The sequence below is a fragment of the Flavobacterium zepuense genome (genome assembly GCF_007097145.1).
Taxonomy (GTDB): domain Bacteria; phylum Bacteroidota; class Bacteroidia; order Flavobacteriales; family Flavobacteriaceae; genus Flavobacterium; species Flavobacterium zepuense.
On record NZ_VJVZ01000009.1, the window covers coordinates 1 to 21365 of the forward strand.

The window sequence follows — 21365 nt, forward strand, 5'->3', positions numbered from 1 at the left end:
TTATATAAAAATTTCCTTCGCCTGTTTTTATTTGTAGAGCTATAAATTTGCCTAATGGTTCTCCATTTTCAACTTGTTCAATTATCGCATCCAAACCTACATCTGTTATAGGTTGTTCTCTAAAAATCCACCCTAATTCTTTAGTAATAATTCTATCAGTTTCAATGACTCCCAGTCTTTCAATATTACTATAACGTGGCATAAGTTGCATATTAATTTTTTCAAAGATACAATTATTGAAATCCATTAAAAAAACAAAACCCCGCAATTGCGGGGTTCATAAATTTTATTGTTTAGAGACGGTGCCTCCTGAGTCGGCTTTTGTATCGATTTTTTTAGGGGTTGTAACGTAACGTATAATGCCACCGCTGGATGCTTCTGCCGCAAGGTTTTCTATGGGGTTTACAATAAAACTGCCACCACTTGATGCTTCTACATCGGCGTTAAGTGCCTTTAGCTCGCCGGCATTAAAGGTACTGCCGCTGCTGGCTTCGGCAACAAGGTTTTCGGCAGTGCCTAATAACTTAATAGTACCGGAGCTGCTGGCTTCCCCTTTAACATTTTTTGCAATAACGGTAACTTCTACCTGTCCGTCACTATTAGCATCAAGCTTAATGTTATCTGTTTTTATAACTGTTTTACCTTTTACAGATGCCGAGCTGTTAGCCTCTATACCCGCAATTTCCGGTAGTATAATCGTGATTTTTTTAGAAGCAGCGCTGCCTATGTTAGCATCGCAGCTAATTGTAAGCTCTGTACCGCTTGCTTCAACCTTTATATGCTGTTGCAGGTTATCATCGGCCTCTACGGTAACAGAGCGGTTTACGCCCTGTTCTATATAAACATCTAAGCCTTCGCCAGCTACAATTGTTGTAAACTCTGCAGTTACAGCACGGGCTTGTTTGGTAACGTTACCACTGCCATCAACCGTTTCAAAGTTGCACGAGCTAAATAGCAATGCCGTAACAGCAATTATTATAGCTTTGGCTATGTGTACAATAACTTTAATCATAATATCTTAATTTAGATAGTTTATCGATCTTAATCTTATTCCATTTTTTTAGCATCCTCTTCCATTTGCTGGGCCTGCTTTTTCATGTTTTCGGCCTGCTCCCTCATGTTCTTTGAGGTTTCTTCGGCCTGAATTTTCATTTCTTCAGCCTGAACTTTCATTTGTGCTGCCTGTTCAGCCATCTGGATCTTTATTTCAGCTTCGCTCATAGGATGTCCCTCAACCGCCTCAAAGTCGCCATCTACGCCCTCTACAACACAGTCAAGGCATTTAACCCTGTCTTTACCCATCTGGTAGCGGTGGTCGCCATCAAACCAAAGGTCAAAGAACTCATCGTCGCTGCGGTCGTAGTCCTGTAGGCTCTTATCCGGGTGAAAATATACACCTTCCGGCAGGTATAAAAACACTTCAACACGCTGCCTGCGGAATTTAGCATCGGTACCTGTTAGCAAATAATTGTCTAAAATTAGGTTATTTCCTTCAATCTTAAAACTATATTTTATGCTTTCGGCCGATTTTCTTGCCTGCTGCATGGTGCTTCCGCTGGCAATACGCTCTACCTGTACATAAGGTTGGGCTTCATCGGTTTTAAGTATAAAGAGTTCTATATCGTTATTATATATTACCTCGTTACCTAAAGAATCCTGTTTAAAGCGGAAATCGTAATCATGGCTAACTGATTTTGCAAAATAGTCGTTATACCTGAATTTTACCTGTAGGGTATCGTTCTTGGCAAGGTATATTTGCTCTTTTACAACCGTTTTGCCTTCGTTTGCGAGTTGTGCCGATTGCATAATGCCTAGGTAAATGCAGGCGCTTACGCTTACTATCCATAACACTACAAGTGTATATTTGGTAAGGTTGCCAACCGACCTAAGGTTGTCTGACAGTATTTTAAGCCCCAACAGGAATAACGAGAAGAGCGGAATAGCAATGGCAAAAAAGCCTGCAATGCCTATAACCCACATAGGTGTCTCGGTATAATTCATGCTGTTAACATACGGGTACCATGATTCACCGGCTATAGATGATGAGGTTAGGAGCGCTATAAGGCCTACCAACAGGCATCCTAAACCTATGGCACTAAAAATGGTTATTAACGCACCTATTACCTTGGCAACTGCCTTTAAAATGGCAAGTATGGCAGTGCTGACTCCCGTGCCAATCCTTTCGGCGCCGTTTTTTACGTTGTTGCCAAGCTTATCATAGTCTACATTGCCAAACTTATCGGCAATCTGGCTGAACTCTTCCTTTACCTTTTTTTCGATGTTAGAAATGTTTATAGGTTCGCCTGTCATTTCCAGTTTCTCGGTGGTGGTAATGGCTTTAGGTATTAAAATCCATAATAAAATGTATACAAACGCACTGGTACCAAAGGTTACAAAAGGCGATATGATAAACAATATCCTAACCCACAATGGGTCTATCCTAAAGTAGTGGCCCAGGCCGGCACACACACCGCCTATAATGGCTTTGTCACCATCCCTGTAAAACTTTTTAGTACGCGGAAAAACAAAGTTGGGTACCTTGTAGGCGCTACCTGTGCTTTTATCGTCTTCGTCTATACGGTAATCTTCGGGCTGGCCCATAACGGCAATAACCTGGTCTACCTCTGTAATGCTTACTACCTGTTTGTCGTTCTTAAGCTTTTCTGTAAGCAGCTCAGCTATCCTGCCTTCAATATCGCTCATGATCTCGTCTCGGCCATCGGGCGAAAGCGAGCGCCTTATGGCATCAAAATAGCGGTTAAGCTTTTGATAGGCATCTTCATCTATATGGAAAAAGAAACCTCCTAAATTTATACTTACTGTTTTGTTCATGGCTATGCTTTTTGGCTGGTTATTATATTTACTGCATCAGACAATTCTGTCCAGGTAATGCTAAGTTCTGTTAAAAATACTTTTCCTTCATCGGTTAAACCGTAATATTTTCTTGGTGGCCCCGATGTAGATTCTTCCCAACGGTAGTTTAATAAACCGTCGTTTTTTAATCTTGTAAGCAGTGGGTAAACCGTTCCCTCCACAACAAGCAGCTTCGCGTTTTTAAGGGTATCGAGTATTTCTGAAGTATAGGCATCTTTTTCTTTTAAAACAGATAGGATGCAGAATTCCAAAACTCCCTTACGCATTTGGGCCTTGGTGTTCTCAATATTCATAAGCTTTCATGTATTTATTTTTAGTGCCGGTTAGGGCATAGTTTTTAATTAAGGCTAAATTTAAAATTGTCGCGTTTTACGGCATAAGCATTAGTGCCCAGGTCTATCTTTACGGGGTCGCCGTAATAGGTAATAGATGAGGAGCTGTCGGCATCGGCCTTGATAGACGCCCCCGCACCAATAAATACCGATGAAGCATTCTTGGCAAATACATCAGCCCTGTTGCATACAAACTTACCCGCCTGTACCGATCCGCCACTGCAATAAATGCTGGCGGTAGTAGCCTGGCCCATTAATTTAATATAACCGCCGTTTGTGGCATCGCCCTTAAAGCTATCGGTAACTACCTTACCCCTAAAACCCGCACCGCCTGACGCTTTAATGCTGCATGAACCTGCTGCCTGTATATGGCCAATAAAACTACTTCCCGATGCCAGGCTAATACTAACCTGCTCAAAATTTGTATCGTTTGGCAATTTAATACTGGCAGCTCCCGCAGCTTTAAATACGGTAACATTTTTTTGTGCTACATACACACGTGCCTGGGTGTATGTTGCGGTGCTGTTGTTTTCCTGCCCTTTAATATAAATACGTAGGGTATTGCCGTCATACTCGGTAGCAATGCTGCTTAGGTTTTGGGCAGTACCGGTTTCAACTTTAAGCGCTAAGGTGTCGTTTTGGGTAAAAATTACCTCAATGCCGTTCTTAACGTCAATTTTAGTAACATCATAGGCCTGTCGGTCCTCGGTTACCTGTGCATGTGCTCCCAGGGTGATTAAGCCTGTAACTGCTGCAATGATTAGTTGTTTCATAACTGTTTTCGTTTTTTGATTGATGATGATGATAAAAACCCGTTGCCGGCAAACGGGCTGTGATTTGATGATTGATTGATAACTGAACTCAGGGCTGCTGCCGGCAGCAGTAATATAATGCTGATGAGGCATTTTTTTATTTGATAAAATTTATGGTTAACGGATAGTTGCTCTTAATACCATTACTGTTTTTTACCGCGGCATATATTATAAGGAAGAACTCGGCTACTTTCATTACGCCCAATACAAAGGCTGCTATAAAACCTATAATGGCAAGGCTGGTTACTTTGCCATCGTTAAATTCATTAAAAACCCATTCGCAGTCGTTAACCTGAGTAAAATCCAGATCTTTAAAAAAGGTATATAAAAATATTGGCACTGCAATTATTGCCAAAAGAATGGTATACATAAACAGGCTCAACTGAAAATTAATGGCTTGCTTACCGTTAAAATCTATAAATTCCGACTCATGTTTTTTGCTGCTCCATATAATTACCGGGAATATAAAGTTGCCAAACGGTATAAAATATTGCGTTAATGCGCTAAGCTGCAATAGTGTTGATGTGGTTTTGTGTGCTGTAGTTTCCATAGTAGAGGTCTATATCTATTAATATCCTATGCAAATATATGGCTAAAGACAGGTAGTGTGTAACGCATAGTACTAATATTTAACAAAAAATTAACATTTTGAAATCGGCATGATAAAGCGTATATTAGCTTTAAAATCAAACTATAAATGGAATTTACGCCATCAAAACTCAATACTTTCCTGCTTTTTAAGCTGCCATCGGCCTATATTAGCGGGGTAAGGGTAAAACAAATAACTACCGAAAAATGCATTGTAAGCGTTAAGCACCGCTGGATAAACCAAAACCCGTTTAACAGTATGTACTTTGCGGTACAGGCTATGGCGGCAGAACTTACAACCGGTGCATTGGTTATGTACCATATAAAAAACAGCGGCAAAAAAATATCTATGCTTGTAGCTAACAATAAAGGTAACTTTAGTAAAAAGGCAAAAGGCAGGATAACTTTTACCTGTACAGAGGGGCATTTGATTGCCGATGCTATAGCGCAAACCATTGCAACGGGCGAGGGGCAAACCTTCTGGATGAAATCTATAGGGGTGGATGAGAGCGGCGACCAGGTATCTGAAATGGATTTTGAGTGGAGTGTTCGTGTAAAATAGTATAACGGTTTAGGGTGTAAGTAGTAATACTACATTGCTAAAAATTAGTTAAACACCTTGTTTAATGCCTCCGTTTAAAGCGTTGGCAATACCTTTGCCACAAAATAGATTGCTATGAAAGTTTTATTAACCGGCGCGACAGGATTGGTAGGAACAGAGTTGGTATCGCTGCTGCTTAAAAACGGCCTGCACGTTAATTATCTTACCACGAGCGAAGATAAAATTCAGAATGAAGAAAAATACACCGGCTTTTTATGGAACCCTAAAAAGGGAGAGATCGACGAAAACTGCATAGACGATGTAGATGCTGTTATTCACCTTGCAGGTGCCTCTATATCTAAAAGATGGACACAATCGTATAAAGAAGAGATACTGGAAAGCCGTATAGTAAGCACCCGTTTACTGTATACACTTTTAAAAAGTAAGGATAATAAAGTAAGCCAGTTTATATGTGCTTCGGCTATTGGTATTTATCCCAGCAGCCTGGAGGCTATTTATTCTGAAGACAGTACAGAACGTGATAATTCATTTTTAGGTACTGTAGTACAAAAGTGGGAAGAAGCCGCCCTGCAAATAGAGCAGCTTAAAATTAAAGTAGCGCTTATACGCACCGGGCTGGTGCTATCGGGCAAAGGCGGTGTTTTAAAAGAAATGGCGGCTCCTGTAAAATTTGGCCTTGGTGCTGCCTTTGGCAGTGGTGAGCAACTACAATCATGGATACACCTTCGTGATCTTGCCGGTATTTACTACTATGTGCTTAATAATGAGTTAGAAGGTGTTTATAATGCCGTGGCTCCTTACCCTGTAACGCAAAAGCAATTGGTTAAAACCATAGCCCAGGTATTAGATAAGCCTTATTTTATACCAAATATACCCCGGTTTGCCATGCAGCTGGCCGTTGGCGAAATGCACACCTTACTATATGACAGCCAAAACGTAAGCGCCAAAAAAATAATAGGCGAGGGCTACCAGTTTAAATACCTCTCCCTCGAAAAAGCAATTAAAAACGAATTACGCTCATAACCGCCAATCAGGCGGTTTTTTTGTAAGTTTAGCATAAAGGTCTTTCATCTATTATCTATCATCTAAAGTTCCTCTTTAAAAATATGGTGTGACAATTTGACATTTTATAACATTTGGCAATACTTTTGCACATCGCTTTAGCGACCATTAATATAATGATGTTTAAGAAAATATTTAAAAATATGAGCCAGAGAGATTCTGAAAATGCCGAAAACGAGCTAACACAGGACGAATTAGTAAATAACACCGAAACTACTGACCAACAGCCGGAAGCAACAGAAGGTATACCTACAGCCGAAGGTTTATCTGAAGTAGAGCAACTGGGTGAAGATCTTGCTAAAGAAAAGGATAAGTTTTTACGCCTGTTTGCCGAATTTGACAACTATAAAAAGAGAACCTCTAAAGAAAGGCTGGACTTGTTTAAAACTGCCAATCAGGAAGTGCTTCAGGCTTTATTGCCTGTTATGGATGATTTTGACAGGGCTTTGGCACAAATTGCTAAAAGCGAAGACGATGTACTCCTTAAAGGTGTAGAGCTTATACACAACAAGCTTAAAGATACCCTTGCCTCTAAAGGGCTGGAGCAGGTAGAAATTAAGGCCGGCGACGTATTTAATGCTGATTTTGCAGAGGCTATTACCCAAATACCGGCACCAAGCGAAGACCTTAAAGGTAAAATTGTTGATGTGGTAGAGAAAGGATATAAGCTGGGCGACAAAATTATACGTTTCCCTAAAGTTGTATTGGGTAATTAATTAAAGGCGGGTGCAGTAAAACTAAGGTGAAATGAAAAAAGATTATTACGAAATACTGGGTATAGAAAAAGGCGCTACGGCAGAGCAGATTAAAAAAGCTTACCGTAAAAAAGCTATAGAATATCACCCTGATAAAAACCCGGGTGACAAAGAAGCCGAAGAAAAATTTAAAGTAGCTGCCGAAGCTTACGAGGTGCTTAGCGATGCCGATAAAAAAGCGCGTTATGACCAGTACGGCCATGCTGCTTTTGATGGTGGCAACGGAGGCTTTAACGGCGGCGGCCACATGAATATGGATGACATATTCAGCCAGTTTGGCGATATCTTTGGCAGTGCCTTCGGCGGCGGCGGAGGATTTGGCGGTTTTGGCGGCGGTGGTGGCCAGCGCAGGATGAAGGGGAGCAACCTTAGGATTAAAGTAAAGCTTACGCTGGATGAAATTGCAAACGGCGTAGAAAAGAAAGTTAAGGTAAAACGTAAAATTCAGGCTAAGGGTGTTAGCTACAAAACCTGCCCTACCTGTAATGGTGCGGGCCAGGTTATGAAGGTAACCAATACCATACTGGGCAGGATGCAAACCGCATCTACCTGCCACAGCTGTGGTGGTACCGGCCAGATAATAGATGGTAAACCCAACCATGCCGATGCGCAGGGTATGGTTATGGAAGACGAAACGGTATCAATAAAAATACCTGCCGGTGTAGCCGATGGCATGCAGCTTAAAGTAAGCGGCAAAGGTAACGATGCACCGGGCACTAACAGTATACCGGGCGACCTTATAGTAGCCATTGAAGAGGTTGAGCACGAAACGCTTAAGCGTGAAGGCGAAAACCTGCACCTGGATCTTTACATAAGTGTGGCAGAGGCTGCACTGGGTACATCTAAAGATATTGACACGGTAAACGGTAAAGTAAGGATTAAACTGGAAGAAGGCATACAAAGCGGCAAGATTTTAAGGCTTAAAGGCAAGGGTATACCAAGCCTTAACAGCTATGGCAGCGGCGACCTTTTAGTGCATGTAAATGTTTGGACTCCAAAGACTTTAAACAAAGACCAGCGCCAGTTTTTTGAGAAATACCTTAATGATGAAAACTTTATTCCAAACCCGGAAAAGAGCGAGAAATCTTTTTTTGAAAAAGTTAAGGATATGTTTTCATAATTTAAGAAAATTTTATACATTTGAAATTCACTATGCAAATAGTGAATTTTTCTTTTTCATAGCAATTTTTCCCATCTTTATGCAAATAAGGATGGGTTTTTTTATTTACCAATATTTTGTTAGCGTTATAATGTAACATTTTGCTTAGATGCGCGCCATATAATCTGTATTTTTACCACCACAATTAAACTACTGAATGAAACCAATACTGGAAGTTAAAAACGTTGTAAAGCAGTATGGCGATTATACCGCCCTTAACAGCGTTTCGCTTAGTGTGCCGCAGGGCAGCATTTATGGCCTGCTGGGGCCTAACGGCGCAGGTAAGACATCGCTAATACGCATCATAAACCAGATAACCATGCCCGATAGCGGCGAGATCCTGCTGGATGGCGAAAAACTGGCCCCGCACCATGTTTCGCAAATTGGCTATATGCCGGAGGAGCGTGGCCTGTATAAAACCATGAAAGTAGGCGAGCAGGCACTATACCTGGCACAGCTTAAAGGCTTATCTAAAAAAGAGGCAAAAGAGCAACTGGACTACTGGTTTGAAAAACTGGAGATAAAAGGCTGGTGGAATAAAAAGATACAGGAACTCAGCAAGGGTATGGCACAAAAAATTCAGTTTGTGGTTACGGTATTGCACCGCCCCAAGCTGCTTATACTGGATGAGCCTTTTAGCGGATTCGACCCGGTAAATGCCAACCTTATAAAAGACGAGATACTGGAGCTTAGGGATAAAGGTACAACCGTTATATTTTCTACCCACCGTATGGAAAGTGTAGAGGATATGTGCGACCATATTGCGCTCATCCATAAATCTAACAAACTTATAGAGGGCGAATTGCAGGATGTAAAGCGCCGCTACCGTACCAATACGTTTGAGGTGGGTATTGCGCCGGAGAATTTTCAGCACCTGCTGGCCGATATCAGTACGCGCTACACCACCAGGCAGGCCAGCTTTAAAACACTGGACGATGAGCTTAAGCTTGAGGTGGAGCTGCCTAAGGGTACGCCATCGCGCGAGCTGCTGCGCTACCTTACCGATAAAGGGGACGTTACCTATTTTATGGAAAAAATACCAAGCGTAAACGACATTTTTATACAAACCGTTAGCCAACAAAAATAACATGAGCCTGTCTTTAATTATAAAAAGAGAATTTAACGCCAAGGTGCGTAACAAGTCGTTTATAGTAATGACGTTCCTTAGCCCGCTGCTGTTTACGGCAATGGCTTTACTGGTGGGCTACCTTGCCAGTGTTAACGGCGATGAGGTTGTAAAAATAGCCGTGCACGACCAGGCCGGTACACTAATAAAAGACTTTAAGAACGACAAGGAAACCCATTATACAGATCTTTCGGCACTATCGCTTGCCCTGGCTAAAGAAAAGGCCGCAGAGGGCTACGAAGGCCTAATTTATGTGCCTGCCGTAACCGATGCTAAGGACCTGTTGCATAAGGTAGAATATATTAGCAACGAGAGTCCGTCGATGGAGTTTATTGGCAATATAGAAGATGTGGTAAACGATAAGCTTACCAGGTTTAACCTTGAAAAAGCAGGCATCGATTATAAAAAGATCGACGAAGCTAAAACCTATGCCGACATTCGTCTAAGCAAATTCAGCGGTGAAGAAAGCCTTAGGTGGCTAAACGAAATTAAGATAGGTATAGGCTTTGCCTTTGGCTACCTCATCATGATGTTTATCATCATTTACGGTAACATGGTAATGCGCAGCGTTATCGAAGAGAAAACCAACCGCATTATAGAGATCATTATATCATCAGTTAAACCGTTCCAGTTAATGATGGGCAAGATTATAGGCACATCAATGGCCGGTTTGCTGCAATTTTTAATTTGGGCAATACTGGGCGGCATCCTGCTTTTTGTGGCGGGTAATGTATTTGGGTTACAGGTAGGGGCAACGTCTGCCGCGAGCCCGGAAGCAACCCAGGCCGCTACAACAGGCTTGCAGGCTTATCTTCCGGAGATATTTAACCTGCCATGGGGTACCATGCTGTTATCATTCCTTATATTCTTTACAGGTGGTTTCTTCCTGTACAGCTCAATTTATGCATCTATAGGGGCAGCGGTAGACAGCGAGACCGATTCTCAGCAGTTCCTGTTGCCTATCATCCTCCCGCTAATGCTTGGGGTATATGTAGGCTTCTTTACCGTTATAAACGACCCTCATGGCACTGTAGCCACCGTATTTAGCATGATACCGCTAACATCACCCATTGTAATGATGATGCGCCTGCCATTTGGCGTACCACTATGGGAAGTTGCCCTATCTATGGCAATACTGTTTGCTACATTTTTTGGTGTGGTGTGGTTTGCCTCAAAAATTTACAGGATAGGAATCCTGATGTATGGCAAAAAGCCTACGTACAAAGAAATATTTAAATGGCTTAGGTATTAATTATCTCAGGCTACTCAATAAAAAACGGACACACTGCATTTAGCTTGTGTCCGTTTTTGTTTATTAAGGTTTTTGTTATGTAATTTTTATTATTTTACAATTATTGTTAGGGTAAAATTAATTTTAGATGTTATTGGTTAGCAAACCAATCTAAAATTTTACTAAATGAAAAACAATTACCTTTCTTACTTATTGGGCGCATTCCTTTTATGTCAGGTAACCGCTTATGCCCAGCCGGGCTCATTAGATACCAGTTTTGGTACACAGGGTAAAGCTCTTAATTATACGGGTACTTACCATGCAACTGCAAGGCGGGCATTAATTTTACCCGACGGAAAAACAATAACCGCCGGTACGGGTAACATCAGCCTCACCTATTATGACGACCTTATGCTTATGAAGTTTAACGAAGATGGCTCGCCCGATGCCTCTTTTGGTACAAACGGGATTGTAATGGTTGGCGAAACACTTGTTGATGAAGAAATTATATCGATGTGCCTGGTAGGCGATAAGATACTCGTATCGTTTGTTACGTACGGAACTTCAAATGCCGTGGGGTATGCGCGTTTTAATGCCGATGGGTCTTTAGATACTACGTTAAACGGTACCGGCTTTGCTTACCATGAAATAGCAGATAAGAGAATTATTATGTATTCTTTATATGTTAAGGAAGATGGTAAAATTATTGCCGGGGGCTACACGATAACAGACAATCAGTTACAGGATATGCAATGGATGGTAGCCCAATATAATGCCGATATGACTGTAGATACTGCCTTTGGCGGTGGTGATGGTTACTGGAATGCGGTTATGAACTATGGCACCAATAACCTTGTTGCACTGGCGGTAAACAATGATGGGAAAATTGTAATGGGCGGCCACGCTGTAGATGCGTCGTTTACCGATTTTACCATTATGCAGCTTAATGAAGATGGTACCCAGGATACTTCTTTTGGTACCAACGGAATTACATATATAGATTTTAATAACTTTGGCGATTACCTGTATTCATTAAGATTACAACCCGATGGCAAGATACTTCTTGGCGGCGGCACAACTACACCTACTAACACTAACAATGCATTTTGTGCGGCACGCTTAAATACTAACGGTTTATTAGATGAAACGTTTGGCCAGGGTGGCAAGATCCAGTACCCATTTAATGCGCAGTATAATGAAACAGCTACCGATGTTTGTATACGCAGCAATGGCAAGATAGTTTTAGGCGGGTATATGAGTTTTGGCGATGAGCCCGACTTTGGCTTACTGTTTTTAAATGCTGATGGTTCACCCGATACCCTTTTTGGAAACGGGGGCAGGGTAAGTACCGACTTTACCTCTGCGGAAGGCAATGATTTTGAGCAGCTTCATGCCTTGTGTGAGCAGGCCGACGGTAAGATTATCGCAGCCGGTCAAACATTTGAAGCTAATAAGTATAAGGTAGCATTAGCCCGTTATAATATCGAAGAGCCAACTACAGATGTAAGCGATATAAATAGTGGCAAAAATATAAGCGTTTACCCTAACCCGGTTAATGATGTGCTGCATATTAGCTTTAAATTGCCTTTTGAGAGAGAAGCCCAGATAAAGCTTTTTACCATGAACGGCCAGCAAATACAAACCGATGCATCTAAAGTATCGGCATTTACAAATACTGTTACAATTAATAGTTTTGCTGCATTGGCTAAAGGTGTTTATGTTTTAGAAGTTACTGCAGGAAATATGATCCAGACTTTTAAAGTGGTAAAGTAATTTGTCTAAATAGTTTAAATTCAAACCGGGTTAAACCCCGGTTTTTTGCGATTGTACGTAGCTACAACTCCTAACTAAACCTGTAACTTACTCCATCGGTGGCAACTCCTCGTCAGCAGGAACATCTTTTTGGGTTTGGGCAAGGGTGTCATCTTCACCAAGTACCATTCCCCAAGGTTTTAAGCCTTCTACACGGTCAAAAATTACTTTGGCAATAGCTATTACCGGTATAGACAGGAACATGCCTGTAATGCCCCAAACAAGCTCACCTACAACAAGGCCTATAACTGCTACTAATGTGTTTAGCTTTACTTTAGAGCCCACTATTTTAGGCATTATGTAATTACTGTCTATCAAATGGATGCAACTTAGCGCAATGGCTACGAACAAAATATCGTTAGGGGTAGCCGTTGCAAATGTTACTATTATAGACAGGAGCATCGATATAAAAATGCCTACATAAGGTATTACATTCAATATACCGGTTAGCATACCTAATAAGAAAGCATATTTAATTCCTAATACTGTAAATACAATGCAGCTTAATGTTGCAACAATGGCCATTTGCAGCAGTAGCCCTAAAATGTATTTTCTTATAATGTATTGTATACGGCCAACGGCTTCTAACACAACCGGGCTATGATTTTTATGAAAAAGAGCCAGCACAAAACGCAGCAACAGGCTACGATGCATCAATAGGAAAAAGGTATATAGAAATATAAAGACAGTAAACAATAGCGATGATGACAGCGACATTAAGGTTACACCTATTATTGCTGTACCGGTACCCAATGCATCGGCTGTTGTGTTATTAATATACTCAGCCTGTTTGGTGTTATCAATATTAAACGATTCGGCTATCCATGCCTGCAGGCCTTCCAGCGCCTCCATAACCTGTTTTTCAAATGCTGGGATATCCTGTGCAAAGGCAGTAAGCTGGCTCCCTAAAAGCACCATGATGCCGCTTATTACGCCTACAAGTACAAGGAGTACCAAAAAACATGCGAGCCCGCGTGAAAAGTGCAGTTTACGCTCCAGCAAATTAGCAAAAGGTATAAGCAGCATGGCAAAAAGCAATGCCAGTATAAGAGGGGCTAAAATTGTTTTACCTATTATTACTAAATATCCAATACCTAATATGCAAATGGTTATGTGGGCCAGTTTTGTGTAAAAAGGAATAGCTTTTATCATGCTTTATCTAAATAAGTACCAAAGCTACTATTTATTAGTGAAATTCTTATTTAATTATGAAAGTGTTAAGGAGCTAACGATTTATTGTTTGGGGTTATGGGTTATGGCTTATAGCTTATAGTTGTCGGCTACATACCATCAATAAACCATAAACTCTAAACTTGTTGGTGTTAACTATTTATTAAAATTCTTAAAAATATCACAAACATATTAAAGTATTCTTAATAAATAATTTAAAATTTTGATATATGGTGAATTGTAAGCTAATTTTGGTTAATCTTAAAAAGTAACATAAAATATAACAACCATGAAAAATTTCAAATTAGTATTAGGAGCTGTAGTAGTTGCAGCTGGTTTTGCATCTTGTAAGGATGAAGCAAAAATGACTGCCGAAAAACATGTAGATCATTATGTAGTTTTCGTTGACTCTGTGAATAATCTTGACGCTCAGGAGCGTGCCGCCAACTGGGCTGCTATCCAGGCTGAATATGAAACAAAAACTGCTGAAGCAGAAGCTGCTCTTGCAACTTTAGAGAATGATGCTAAAGCTCAGGAACGTATAAATGAAAGCAAATCTAAATATGATGGTGTAAAAACACAGGCTGAAAGTGAAGCTAAAGCTAAAATGGAAGCAGAAGCTACTCCGGCTGCAGGATCTGGAAACTCTCTTGCCGATGCATTTTTTGGCCCTGGTGTAGTTGTTGGTAACGATATGAAATTTGCATGGGTTAACAAGGATAATATCCTTAGCGTGTACCAAAAGTTTGTTGACACTTTTGAGGCCAATAAAGATTCATATTCAAGACAGGATTTTGATAAAATTAAAGCTTATTACGAAGCGCTTGATTCAAGGAAAAATACGGTAGAAAAAGAAGGCTTATCTGGCGAGGATAACCGTAAAATTGCAGGCCTTAAGCTTAAATTTGCCCCTAAATTTAAATGGGAGCGTATGACAGCTAAAAGCGACGAAAATAAAGAAGCTAAAGAAGCTGCAAATAACTAAATAAGGATTAGATAAGGTTTTTTATAATTTGCGAGAAAGGGCATGCCGAAAGGTAGGCCCTTTTTAGCGTTTTATTAAAGTGGTGTTATTATTAATAATATTACGATCTAACTAATGCAATAGGCCCCACAGGTTTTTAATGCCTAAAAAAACATCAAGTACAGTCGATTTAAAGGGGCGAATAATAAAGGGCTGCTTAGTTTGCTCGCGCCTAAAAAACACCAGGCCTAAATGATACGTATCTATAGTGAGCGTAACATTTGGGTCTTTTTTTATGGTTTCCCAGGCTGTCTCCATGTCGGCCGACCTGTGGATGTTGCCTATCGCAACCACACTGTTATTATTAATGTCCTGCAATGCCTGTTTAAAAGCGGGCAGTATCGAATCTTCGTCGTTGCCGGAAAGGTAAGCAAGGTCTACACCATCGGGCACAGGCACCATGGTAGAGTAAAACCAAACCTTTGTGTTGGTTTGCTCAGCTTCGGTGCGGATTATTTCGGCTATAAATGTAGTATCAGTGCCTAAGGCAAGCAGCTTATAGGATTTAAAATGAGATATGGTTTTAAACAGTATGTTTAAAGCTTCTTTGCTTAAACCTGTAGCATTGGTATCATATTTTTGATCGGACTCTACATAACGCCTCCTGTAAAAGCCTTTGGTAACTAAATTGTACACAAAAGGGGAGTGTATGCCGTGAGCGTTTACAGATCGGAATAAAAATTTAAGATAGCTTACAGTTAGCGGCATAGTTATAAATACAGGTAGCTAATATAGTAAAAAAAGTAAACCGTAAAATCACAGTGCTTTAATATGCAGTATCAATTTTACGGTTATTATATAGGCAATGCCTGCTGTTTAAACTTAATTTATTCCAGCTTTGCACTTAGTTCAAACCAGCGCTCGGTGGTTTCGTCGAGTTGCTTCAGTATTTTTTCAAGGTCGGTTGCTTTCTTTGCAATATCGGCATCAGCTATTGTGCCATCGGCAAATTGCTTCTCTATTGTCGCTTTTTCGCGCTCCAGGTCTTTAATATCTTTTTCAATTTTAGAGAATTCTTTTTGCTCATTAAATGTAAGTCCGGGTTTAACGTTGTTCTTTTTCCAGTCTTTTTTATCGCCGCCGCCTACAGTATTTAGTTCAGCTTTGGTAGGTTCAGAACTGTCTTCATAGCTGCGGAAATCGCTATAGTTACCGGGGAAATCTTCAATAATGCCTTCGCCTCTAAATACAAACAGGTGATCTACTATCTTATCCATAAAATACCTGTCGTGGCTTACTACAAGCAAACAACCAGGGTAATCTAGCAGGAAACTTTCAAGCACATTAAGGGTAACAATATCAAGGTCGTTAGTAGGCTCATCCAGGATTAAAAAGTTAGGATTCTGAATCAAAACCGTACACAAGTACAGCCTTTTAAGCTCGCCACCACTAAGGCGGTCTACAAAGTCATACTGTTTTTTCCGGTCAAACAAAAAGCGCTCTAAAAGCTGTGCGGCCGATATGATCCTGCCTTTAGAAAGCGGAATATACTCGCCATATTCTTTAATAACATCTATAACCTTTTGGCCTTCTTTAGGGTTAATACCGCTTTGGGTATAGTAGCCTATTTTAATAGTCTCACCTACAACAACTTTACCACTGTCTACAGGAATATTCTCTGTTATCATGTTCAGGAAAGTAGACTTACCTGTACCGTTCTTACCAATAATACCTATACGTTCACCACGCTTAAAGTTAAAGCTAAAGTTATCCAGTATGGCCTTATCACCAAACTTCTTGCTAATGTTGTGCAGCTCAACAATTTTGCTGCCCATACGCTCCATGTTAATTTCAAGCTCCACCACGTGCTCCTTACGGCGGCTCTGGGCTTTTTCTTTAATAACATAAAAGTCGTCTTGGCGCGATTTACTCTTGGTAGTACGTGCCTTAGGCTGGCGGCGCATCCATGATAACTCCTTAACAAACAGGTTTTGTGCCTTGTCTATACTGGCATTTTCGGCAGCAACACGCTCTTCTTTCTTTTGTAGGTAATAGCTGTAGTTACCTTTATATTGGTACAGTTTACCGTTATCAAGCTCTATAATTTCGTTACAAACACGCTCTAAGAAAAAACGGTCGTGCGTAACCATAAACAGGGTAATGTTTTCTTTAGCAAAATAATTTTCCAGCCACTCAATCATCTCAAGGTCAAGGTGGTTGGTAGGCTCATCCAGTATAAGCAAATCGGGCTTATTAATAAGGATAATAGCTAATGCAAGGCGCTTCTTCTGGCCACCGCTCAGGCTTTTTACCTTTAGTTTAAGGTCCTCCATCTTAAGCTTGCTCAAAATCTGCTTGTACTGGGTTTCAAAATCCCAGGCATTGTGCAGTTCCATACGCTCAAAAGCTTTTTGATAGGCAACCTCGTCTTCAGGGTTTTCAAGCGCTTTTTCATATGCCTCAATAACGTGTAATATTTCACTATCGGATGCAAAGATGCTTTCCTCAATGGTTAGTTCCGGATCCAGGTTTGGTTCCTGCGAAAGAAACTCCATTTTAATTTCTTTACGTATAACCACCTGTCCGGTATCGGGGGTGTCATCACCATTAATAATTTTAAGGATGCTGGTTTTTCCGCTGCCGTTTTTTGCCACGAAAGCAATTTTCTGGTCTTTATTAATGCCGAAAGAAATGTTCTCGAAAAGCGTACGCTCGCCAAAAGACTTAGATATATTTTCTACTGAAAGGTAATTCACGCTATAATTTTTTGCAAAAATAGGTTTTTTGTTTCAGGTATGGGCTTTCTAAGTTGTTTTCAGGAGTAATTAAGTGTTTGTTTTAAAGACTTTACCACAAAAATGCGCAAAGAAGCATAGAGATTCGCAAAGAATTTCCTGTTTACTAAAAACTGCGACTGAATACTCAGTACTACTCTTTAACCACCAGCCGCTCGCAAACCTCTTTGCCAGTCGCGGTGTTTTTGCCGTAAAAATCGATGGTTTTAACCGATGTGCCAATTTTATTGCACGATAAAAACATTTTGCGCAGTACCAGTTCTTTACCGTTTACATTTACGGTAACGTAGGGCTTACCTTCGTGGTTAAGCTTTAGGTTTAATGATTTAGCAGCATAAGACACCAGTTTGAACTCGGCAGAAACAGTATTCTTCTTTATGATATCAACGCCATATGCCATTTTACGCTGAATGTTACTCAGTTCTTCCCTTATGCCACCTTTAGTATAGGTAATGCGGTAAATTTTAATAGGCTCTGTAGTGTGCAGCTCTTTAGGTTTAGTAAAATTAGCATCATACACAAAAGTGTTATGGTTGTTGCTATGCTGAATGTAAAACAGCCTGTTGGCCTCGGCTTTGGGTTCGGGGTAGCCTTCTTGTGCGCAAATGCACGCCGTGGTAAGCAAAAATAAAATAAGATAGAGCTGTTTTTTCATTTAACAATTTGATAATTATAAATATAGGTAAATATTTTTATAAATGGGTATAGCGGTAATGAGTTTGGGTATTAAAGATTGTTTAATGTTTTTTGGTTTTGATAGTATCATCTTTACCAATACAAAGATTTTTTCTATTTTTATCAAATGCTAAACCGCCTCAAAAAAATATTCAAAATCAAAACCGATTCTGTTTCCTACACCTGTGCCTGTTGTGGCAAGCAGCATTATAGCTGGCCTGCGTTAGGCTATAATGCGCCGGTACATTATTCGGCATTATCCCCAGAGGAGCAATCTTCTATAGCTACCTTAACATCAGATTTTTGTACCATTAATTATCCAGATGAAACTTCGCGTTTTATAAGGGCAACGCTTTCTCAGCATGTAACTGATGGATGTGAAGACCTTGAATACGGGTTATGGGTATCTTTAAGTGAAAAAAGCTTTGAAGATTACAAAGCAAATTTTAATAATCCTGAACATGACACAGGTTATTTTGGCTGGATAAGTAATAATTTTAAGGGATATGAGCGAACTATTAATATCCCTGCAAATGTAAAAACGAGGCCGGGAGGTAAGAGGCCTGAGGTTATTCCACATCAGGATTTTGATCACCCATTTGTACGCGATTATTACAATGGTATTAATAAAGATGAAGCAGAGCAAAGGATTAAAGATACTATTAACAACATTTCCTAATAGAATCACTATTTTTGAATGTAGTCTAATTCGGATAGTCTAACAATCTAAACATCTAACTATCCAACAATCTTAAAAATATGCCTAAAATATTAATTATAGAAGACGAAGCTGCAATACGCCGCGTATTGGGTAAAATACTTTCGGAAGAAAACGACACTTATAAGGTTGAAGAAGCCGAAGACGGCCAGATGGGCCTCGAGAAAATCAAAAATGATGATTACGACCTGGTGCTGTGCGATATAAAAATGCCCAAAATGGATGGGGTAGAGGTGCTTGAAGCTGTAAAAAAGATAAAGCCCGAAATTCCGTTTGTAATGATATCCGGCCACGGCGACCTGGAAACAGCCATTAACACCATGCGCCTGGGGGCTTTTGATTACATCTCTAAGCCACCCGACCTGAACCGACTTTTAAATACTGTACGCAATGCGCTCGACCGTAAAGTGCTGGTGGTAGAGAATAAAATGCTTAAAAAGAAAGTAAGCAAAAACTACGAAATGATAGGCGACAGCGAGCCTATTAACCACATAAAACAAATTATAGAAAAGGTAGCCCCTACCGATGCCCGCGTACTTATAACCGGCCCAAACGGTACGGGTAAAGAGCTTGTAGCGCACTGGCTGCACGAAAAAAGCGAGCGTGCCGCAGCGCCCTTTATAGAGGTTAACTGTGCGGCTATCCCGTCGGAACTTATAGAGAGCGAACTCTTTGGCCACGTTAAAGGGGCCTTTACCAGTGCCGTTAAAGACCGTGCCGGGAAGTTTGAGGCGGCTGATAAGGGTACTATTTTTCTGGATGAAATTGGCGATATGAGCCTGCCCGCACAAGCCAAAGTGCTGCGCGCGCTCCAGGAAAACATGATACAGCGTGTGGGTGCAGAGAAAGATATTAGGGTAGATGTGCGCGTTATTGCGGCTACTAATAAAGACCTTAAAAAAGAAATTGCCGAAGGCCGTTTTAGAGAAGACCTGTACCACCGCCTTGCTGTAATTTTGGTAAAAGTACCGGCACTAAACGACAGGCGCGATGATATACCGCTGCTTATAGCCCACTTTGCCGAGAAAATTGCAGGCGAGCAGGGCAATGCCCAAAAACGCTTTACGCAGGAGGCTACTCAGCTCTTACAGGAGTACGACTGGACAGGTAACATACGCGAATTGCGCAACGTGGTAGAGCGCCTTATAATTCTTGGCGGCAGCGAAATATCTGAAACAGATGTGAGGCTTTTTGCCAGTAAGTAGGAAGTTGCCGCGAATTACACTAATTTTGCAGCTTGCTAATTTGTGAAATTAGTGTAATTCGTGTCTAAAAATAATATAATGTTTTTAAAGAAGATAAATCCAAACCTTTCCGAGTCGCTGGCAGATGCAGGATTAACCGAGCCAACATCGTTGCAAAAAGAAACCTTTGGCACCATTAAAAGCGGTGTAGACTGTGTAATATCGGCACCGTCATCCGAAGGTAAAACTACTGCTATTGTAATAAACGTAATACAGCGCCTTGAAAAAGAGTTTCAGGAGTCGCCGCGTGCCCTTATAATAGTATCTGAAAAGGCCAAAGTGCTGGAGGTTATAGAGCTTTTTAAAAAATACGGCAACCATACTAATTTACGCGTGTATGGAGTACATGAAAAAGGCGATATAGATTATGATAAAAACCAGATATCGCTGGGTATAGATGTTCTTGTGGGTACACCGGGCAGGCTGAGTGAGATGTTCTCATCGGCAGGCTTTGATGTTAACCAACTAAAAATGTTTATACTGGATGAGGCTTCGCCTATATTAAAGCTAAGGCATGATACCCGTATTATGCGCATGAGCGATGGTATTGCAAAAACACAGCGCTTATTTTTTACCGAAGAAATTACCGAGCGTGTAGAATCGCTTGCCGACAGGATAATGATTGAACCTTTATTTTTTGATTTTGACGAAGAAGAAGATGAGGAAGAGTATGATGATGAAGAAACTGAAGAACAAAACGAAGAATAAACAAAAACAATAGAATAGTATGGCACGTAAAAAAATATTTTCAGGCAGCGAGATTCTTGCACAGGCGTTAGAGCTTAAGCTTAAAGAAGCCGGTGTACAGCCCCTTGTAAAAAACAACATACAATCAAGCACCATGTCGGGCCTTGGCACACTGGCAGGGTCGGCGGTTGAGGTATTTGTAGAAGAATACGATATGGCAAAAGCAGAGCCTGTTATTGAGGCTTTTAAAATGGGATTGTAAATTCCGGATTATAAGATGGAAGAAAAGGTATTTCGCACCAAAACGGGATATTGCCACATTTTGCCTGATAAGATCGTACTTACACGCGATGGCGTTGTAGGCGATTTGTCTAAAATTGCAGTAGGCAATAGTATTGTAAGGATATTATTTATTTACGGCACATTAGCGGCCTATTTTTTATATAGAGCCTATAATGAATTTGCTGTAGGGCAAAACGTGTGGGCTTTTCTGTATTTAGCTATGGCTGTTTTTTTACTGTTTGCGGTTTTAAGGAGTAAGGATAATTCCGGCACCCCGGTTATAGAAAGGAGTGCCATTAAAGAGGTCGTACTTAAAAAAGCAGTTAAAGGCGTAACCCGCGGATATTTTGAGGTTTATTTTTCAGATAAAAATAACAAGCTTAAAAAAAGGCTTATCATGTTGCCGGGAAGCTTAACGGATGGCGACAATGAAACCGAAAAAGCTGTAAGAATGATGCGGAAAGAGGGTTTGCTGAAAAATTAATTTTTGTAATTGTAAACCTCTCTTTATTATTTT

23 protein-coding genes are annotated in these 21365 nt (G+C 40.6%); 13 read left to right on the plus strand and 10 right to left on the minus strand.

The features are described from left to right. The 6 genes from FMM05_RS13655 to FMM05_RS13680 all read right to left on the minus strand — a co-directional run. On the minus strand, window positions 1-202 hold a 202-nt coding region (locus FMM05_RS13655; RefSeq protein WP_185965592.1), incomplete at its 3' end, for a DUF4365 domain-containing protein. Window positions 203-286: 84 nt separating this feature from the next. Continuing rightward, window positions 287-1012 carry a head GIN domain-containing protein gene (locus tag FMM05_RS13660; protein ID WP_143373957.1) on the minus strand — a complete coding sequence of 242 codons (726 nt, stop codon included), beginning with the start codon at window positions 1010-1012 and terminating at the stop codon, window positions 287-289. A gap of 35 nt (window positions 1013-1047) precedes the next feature. Beyond that, a complete protein-coding gene (locus FMM05_RS13665) occupies window positions 1048-2832 on the minus strand; it encodes a PspC domain-containing protein (protein ID WP_143373958.1) in 1785 nt (594 codons plus the stop codon). 2 nt (window positions 2833-2834) lie between these two features. After that, window positions 2835-3167 carry a PadR family transcriptional regulator gene (locus tag FMM05_RS13670; protein WP_143373959.1) on the minus strand — a complete coding sequence of 111 codons (333 nt, stop codon included), beginning with the start codon at window positions 3165-3167 and terminating at the stop codon, window positions 2835-2837. A 44-nt stretch (window positions 3168-3211) separates the two neighbouring features. Beyond that, entirely contained in the window at window positions 3212-3979 is a 768-nt protein-coding gene (locus tag FMM05_RS13675) for a GIN domain-containing protein (RefSeq protein ID WP_185965593.1), read from the minus strand. 136 nt (window positions 3980-4115) lie between these two features. Then, on the minus strand, window positions 4116-4568 hold the full coding sequence (locus FMM05_RS13680; RefSeq protein ID WP_143373961.1) for a DUF4870 domain-containing protein: 453 nt from the start codon (window positions 4566-4568) through the stop codon (window positions 4116-4118). Window positions 4569-4715: 147 nt separating this feature from the next. On the opposite strand from FMM05_RS13680, the gene FMM05_RS13685 reads away from it, so the two are divergent. From FMM05_RS13685 to FMM05_RS13715, 7 genes are all read left to right on the plus strand, one after another. Further along, on the plus strand, window positions 4716-5168 hold the full coding sequence (locus FMM05_RS13685; protein WP_143373962.1) for a DUF4442 domain-containing protein: 453 nt from the start codon (window positions 4716-4718) through the stop codon (window positions 5166-5168). A gap of 114 nt (window positions 5169-5282) precedes the next feature. Continuing rightward, entirely contained in the window at window positions 5283-6191 is a 909-nt protein-coding gene (locus FMM05_RS13690; RefSeq protein WP_143373963.1) for a TIGR01777 family oxidoreductase, read from the plus strand. 182 nt (window positions 6192-6373) lie between these two features. Beyond that, window positions 6374-6946, plus strand: a complete 573-nt coding sequence (locus FMM05_RS13695; RefSeq protein ID WP_394345153.1) for a nucleotide exchange factor GrpE — start codon at window positions 6374-6376, stop codon at window positions 6944-6946. A gap of 31 nt (window positions 6947-6977) precedes the next feature. Then, complete coding sequence (gene dnaJ / locus FMM05_RS13700) at window positions 6978-8105, plus strand: molecular chaperone DnaJ (protein WP_143373964.1); 1128 nt, start codon at window positions 6978-6980, stop codon at window positions 8103-8105. A 196-nt stretch (window positions 8106-8301) separates the two neighbouring features. Then, window positions 8302-9231 (plus strand): ABC transporter ATP-binding protein, encoded by a 930-nt coding sequence (locus FMM05_RS13705; protein ID WP_143373965.1) that lies wholly within the window; start codon window positions 8302-8304, stop codon window positions 9229-9231. 1 nt (window position 9232) lies between these two features. Beyond that, a complete protein-coding gene (locus tag FMM05_RS13710; protein ID WP_143373966.1) occupies window positions 9233-10522 on the plus strand; it encodes an ABC transporter permease in 1290 nt (429 codons plus the stop codon). A gap of 165 nt (window positions 10523-10687) precedes the next feature. After that, window positions 10688-12274: a T9SS type A sorting domain-containing protein gene (locus FMM05_RS13715; protein WP_143373967.1), complete on the plus strand. Its 1587-nt coding sequence runs from the start codon at window positions 10688-10690 to the stop codon at window positions 12272-12274. 87 nt (window positions 12275-12361) lie between these two features. Here the strand turns inward: FMM05_RS13715 and FMM05_RS13720 are convergent, their stop codons facing one another. Next, window positions 12362-13465, minus strand: a complete 1104-nt coding sequence (locus tag FMM05_RS13720; RefSeq protein WP_143373968.1) for an AI-2E family transporter — start codon at window positions 13463-13465, stop codon at window positions 12362-12364. 307 nt (window positions 13466-13772) lie between these two features. Between FMM05_RS13720 and FMM05_RS13725 the strand changes: the two genes are divergently transcribed. Further along, window positions 13773-14468, plus strand: a complete 696-nt coding sequence (locus tag FMM05_RS13725) for a hypothetical protein (protein ID WP_143373969.1) — start codon at window positions 13773-13775, stop codon at window positions 14466-14468. A gap of 111 nt (window positions 14469-14579) precedes the next feature. Here the strand turns inward: FMM05_RS13725 and FMM05_RS13730 are convergent, their stop codons facing one another. From FMM05_RS13730 to FMM05_RS13740, 3 genes are all read right to left on the minus strand, one after another. Beyond that, a complete protein-coding gene (locus FMM05_RS13730; protein ID WP_143373970.1) occupies window positions 14580-15215 on the minus strand; it encodes a hypothetical protein in 636 nt (211 codons plus the stop codon). A gap of 119 nt (window positions 15216-15334) precedes the next feature. Then, window positions 15335-17203 (minus strand): ABC-F family ATP-binding cassette domain-containing protein, encoded by a 1869-nt coding sequence (locus FMM05_RS13735; protein ID WP_143373971.1) that lies wholly within the window; start codon window positions 17201-17203, stop codon window positions 15335-15337. Between the two features lie 172 nt (window positions 17204-17375). Beyond that, window positions 17376-17897: a DUF4833 domain-containing protein gene (locus FMM05_RS13740; RefSeq protein ID WP_143373972.1), complete on the minus strand. Its 522-nt coding sequence runs from the start codon at window positions 17895-17897 to the stop codon at window positions 17376-17378. A 147-nt stretch (window positions 17898-18044) separates the two neighbouring features. Between FMM05_RS13740 and FMM05_RS13745 the strand changes: the two genes are divergently transcribed. The 5 genes from FMM05_RS13745 to FMM05_RS13765 all read left to right on the plus strand — a co-directional run bounded on the left by FMM05_RS13745 (window position 18045) and on the right by FMM05_RS13765 (window position 21332). Beyond that, window positions 18045-18596: a DUF2199 domain-containing protein gene (locus tag FMM05_RS13745; RefSeq protein WP_143373973.1), complete on the plus strand. Its 552-nt coding sequence runs from the start codon at window positions 18045-18047 to the stop codon at window positions 18594-18596. Between the two features lie 80 nt (window positions 18597-18676). Continuing rightward, window positions 18677-19840: a sigma-54-dependent transcriptional regulator gene (locus FMM05_RS13750; protein ID WP_143373974.1), complete on the plus strand. Its 1164-nt coding sequence runs from the start codon at window positions 18677-18679 to the stop codon at window positions 19838-19840. 78 nt (window positions 19841-19918) lie between these two features. Next, entirely contained in the window at window positions 19919-20587 is a 669-nt protein-coding gene (locus FMM05_RS13755; RefSeq protein ID WP_143373975.1) for a DEAD/DEAH box helicase, read from the plus strand. A 19-nt stretch (window positions 20588-20606) separates the two neighbouring features. Next, a complete protein-coding gene (locus FMM05_RS13760) occupies window positions 20607-20828 on the plus strand; it encodes a putative signal transducing protein (protein ID WP_143373976.1) in 222 nt (73 codons plus the stop codon). Between the two features lie 15 nt (window positions 20829-20843). Next, window positions 20844-21332 carry a phosphoribosylaminoimidazolesuccinocarboxamide synthase gene (locus FMM05_RS13765; RefSeq protein ID WP_143373977.1) on the plus strand — a complete coding sequence of 163 codons (489 nt, stop codon included), beginning with the start codon at window positions 20844-20846 and terminating at the stop codon, window positions 21330-21332. The last annotated feature ends 33 nt before the right edge of the window (window positions 21333-21365 follow it).